The sequence below is a fragment of the Bradyrhizobium liaoningense genome (assembly GCF_018130955.1).
Classification (GTDB): Bacteria; Pseudomonadota; Alphaproteobacteria; order Rhizobiales; family Xanthobacteraceae; genus Bradyrhizobium; species Bradyrhizobium liaoningense_C.
This window is the reverse complement of record NZ_JAFCJM010000134.1, coordinates 1-3,155: the sequence shown is the minus strand read 5'-3', so window position 1 is coordinate 3,155 and position 3,155 is coordinate 1. Positions and strand designations below refer to the sequence as shown.

At 57.4% G+C, this 3,155-nt stretch carries 5 protein-coding genes; 3 read left to right on the top strand and 2 right to left on the bottom strand.

All coding sequences use genetic code 11. The features are described from left to right. Positions 1-197: hypothetical protein (locus JQ632_RS39970; protein ID WP_409363546.1), on the top strand; the 197-nt coding region annotated here is incomplete at its 5' end. A 41-nt stretch (positions 198-238) separates the two neighbouring features. On the opposite strand, the gene JQ632_RS38970 is transcribed toward JQ632_RS39970, so the two are convergent. Then, positions 239-457 (bottom strand): hypothetical protein, encoded by a 219-nt coding sequence (locus JQ632_RS38970; RefSeq protein WP_212408022.1) that lies wholly within the window; start codon positions 455-457, stop codon positions 239-241. A 292-nt stretch (positions 458-749) separates the two neighbouring features. On the opposite strand from JQ632_RS38970, the gene JQ632_RS38965 reads away from it, so the two are divergent. Beyond that, positions 750-1,289 (top strand): hypothetical protein, encoded by a 540-nt coding sequence (locus JQ632_RS38965; RefSeq protein WP_212408021.1) that lies wholly within the window; start codon positions 750-752, stop codon positions 1,287-1,289. Positions 1,290-1,313: 24 nt separating this feature from the next. On the opposite strand, the gene JQ632_RS38960 is transcribed toward JQ632_RS38965, so the two are convergent. Then, complete coding sequence (locus JQ632_RS38960) at positions 1,314-1,613, bottom strand: hypothetical protein (RefSeq protein WP_212408020.1); 300 nt, start codon at positions 1,611-1,613, stop codon at positions 1,314-1,316. A 286-nt stretch (positions 1,614-1,899) separates the two neighbouring features. Between JQ632_RS38960 and JQ632_RS38955 the strand changes: the two genes are divergently transcribed. Beyond that, positions 1,900-2,922: an ABC transporter substrate-binding protein gene (locus JQ632_RS38955; protein WP_212408019.1), complete on the top strand. Its 1,023-nt coding sequence runs from the start codon at positions 1,900-1,902 to the stop codon at positions 2,920-2,922. The last annotated feature ends 233 nt before the right edge of the window (positions 2,923-3,155 follow it).

Here is a 3,155-nt window from a genome sequence, read left to right as displayed (position 1 = left end):
CTCCCTGGAACACTGAAGCTTCGCAACCTCAGCTTCCTCGGTTCAGACCAGATGGACAACCTCCTGAGAGACCAAAGCTAGCCGATCTGCTGCTGGTTGACGGCAATCCACTGGAGAATATCAACCTGATCGCCGACCCCGCCAAGAACTTCAAGGTCATCATGAAGGATGGGCGGGTATACAAGAATACCCTTTGATCGACGCTACTCCGCGTGTGGCCGGCGCCGGTGTCCGCCGGTTATCGCCGTCCGCTCGCAAATCTGTACTCCACTTCGACCTCGATCAGTCCGCCGGCGTCGCCGAGATCGCGCCGGAGTTGCTCGCGCACGGCGTGGCGGGCTGCCTCAGGCAGCGAGATGAATGCCTGTCCAGGCGACCCCCCACCTTGCTCGAAAGGCTCGAAGTAAGCGTCAAAGGAAGGCAGCGTGAAAATCCTGGTTTCCGTGGTGATCTCCACGTCCTGGAAACTTGCGACCTCGAACAGCCTCTATTTCATTTCACTGCCAAGCGAAAACACACGCGCGGCAGCCTCCGCCAACGATGGCAAGTAGCGTGCAATGGCGAGGTTGATGCGAATATTGTAGGACCGTTCCGGCACCGGCCCAAATTCCTATCATGCGCATCATGCCAGGGCGCGCCTGCTCGTTGCGGAGAAGCGCGCCGAGGAAGCGCTGATCGAGGCCGCGAGGAGCCTGCGGCTGAACCCCGGTTTCATCCCGAGCTATCTTGTCTTGTGCCAGGCGAACATCATGCTCGGGTTGCCCGGGAATGCGATTGACCATGCGAGAAAGGTCAAGCGCCTCAGCCCGCCGGATCTCTATCTCTACGTGTTTCACACCCAGGAGGGATTGGCGCATATCATGCTCGGCGAGGATGATCTCGCGGTCGCCTGTCTTCGGCAGGCCGTCGCCAACAATCCGGAATTCCCGGCCGCGTCGGGGTATCTCGTCGCGGCCCTTGCGCTGACGGGAAAGGATGCGGAAGCGCGTGAGCAATTGGCGCGCTATCTCTCGCTGCCGGATGCGTGCATCAAGACCGTCGCGGCTGGCGAGGCATGGTCTACTCGGAACATCCGGCCTATCTGGCATTGCGCGAGCGCATCTACGATGGCCTGCAAAGGGCCGGAATGGCCGTACGATAAGCGATCATCACAATGTACGCTTGGCAGGGTCTTGCGCCTCGAATACATGGGCGGTTTGTTAGCCGGGCGCAGAGTAACGCAACTACGAGTGCAATCGGTCGAAATTGAGAAAGGCCGCCGGCATTTGTCCGGCGGCCTTTGCGCTTGACGTGGTTCGCCGGGCGACGCCCGTCTAGAGATCGATGCCAACAGCGATGTTACGGCCCTGTAGTTGTGCAATCTTCAGTGCATCAGCCATCACCTGCGCGAACTCGGGGTCGTTTGCCGCGGCCTCCTGCACTTTGCCGTAGACTTCCCAATTGGCGTAGCGCGTCGCAACCAGCAACTCTCCTGCCCAATGACCGGTGTGGAAACGGGACAGCCGAAGAAATTCAGCGCCGTGTTTTTCGAAGATTTTCTTCGCCCGCCTGACAACCTGGGTCATTTCCTCGGGCTTGTCGGTTTTGAAACGAGTGAATTGCACGATCGGCATGGTGCTACCTCCATCATGATGTGAAATATCCAAGAGGCATGTATTCGAGCGACGTTTGGGGAGCGAACCCCAATGCAATCTCGATAGAGTTTTGTCTTCATCAACTTGATCTTGGTTCAGGCTCTCGCGAGCGACAACAACTCTGCCCTATCTCGGCGATGATCTCTTATGGTCAAGGGCAGGTGGCTGATACTTAAGACCTGAGCTGCTGCCAGTTTGGTGGCACGTACGCGTCTCATGACAAAGTGCTAGAGTGTTCGCGCCCGGCGTGATCCTTGGAGGTCACATGCGACGGCGGGAGTTCATAGCGGGTACGGCGATCACCGCAGCCCTGAGCTTCGCAAAGCCTGTTTACGCTCAGACCGATGCTCGGTCGCGAGGCATAAAGCGCATCGCGATTGTCCATAGCGCAGAAAAGCCCGAGGGAATGACCATCAACGGTCGCCTGTCGTTCAAAGCCTATTTTGGGGAGTTGAAGAGGCTCGGCTATGTCGAAGGGCAAAACCTGCTCGTGGACCGGTATTCGGCGCTCGGTCAGTCCGAACACTTTGGAGACGTGGCTCGCACAGTCGTTGCCAGTCATCCTGATTTGATCATCTCGCTTGGCGGCCCGCTTGCACGCCAGTTGAAGCTCCTAACCACCACAATTCCGATACTATTTGCCGGCGGTGATCCGGTCGCAGGTGGACTTGTGACGAACCTGGCCAGACCGGAGGGAAATGTCACTGGAGTGAGTGTTGATGCAGGATTGGGAGTATACGACAAGCGCCTGCAATTCCTTAGCGAGTCGGCGCGAAACCTGCGCAATGTGCGGCTGCTCCTTCCTGCATCTGCGATGATGTTTTGGGAAAAGGGACTTGCACCACTCCGGGAAGCCGCAGGCCGGGTTGATATTCGGATTGCCGCTGCATTGCTCAGCGAGAAGCTCGACCGATCAGCGTATGAGCGGGTGTTCGATGAAATGGAAGCAGACCGCGTTGATGGTCTCATGGTTTCACATCATGGCGAGCACCTTACAAACCGCCAACTGATCGCTGATCTCGCCGCCAAACACCGTCTGCCTGCAGTTTACCCTCATCGCGAATTCGTCGATGTCGGCGGCCTCCTGAGTTACGGCAGTGACCTTGGGGACGCCATGCGTCGTCTTGCCGATATGACAGATCAAGTCATGAAAGGCGCAAAACCGGCTGACATCCCGTTTTACCTGCAAACCAAATTCGAGCTGGTGCTCAATCGAACAACGGCAAAATCGCTTGGGCTGGAATTTCCGGTGAGCTTGTTGACTGTCGCCGACGAGGTGATCGAATAGCGCGCTTCATCCCTCCTGCGGCGCATGTTCCGCAAATGGCCGATTTTGTTGCAAAAGTCGGTTGAGGCGAGCCGGCAAGCGTGATTCCGTTGTGTTGACGCGAATCGCGACGAGGTCGATCCATGATGGGCCGTCTGAAGAGTGACCAAGGTCAACTGTTCTACGAGTTTCATCTCAGCGACGCGGTTCCCGAAGATCATCTAGTGCGGAAGATCGACACTGCTCTCGATCTG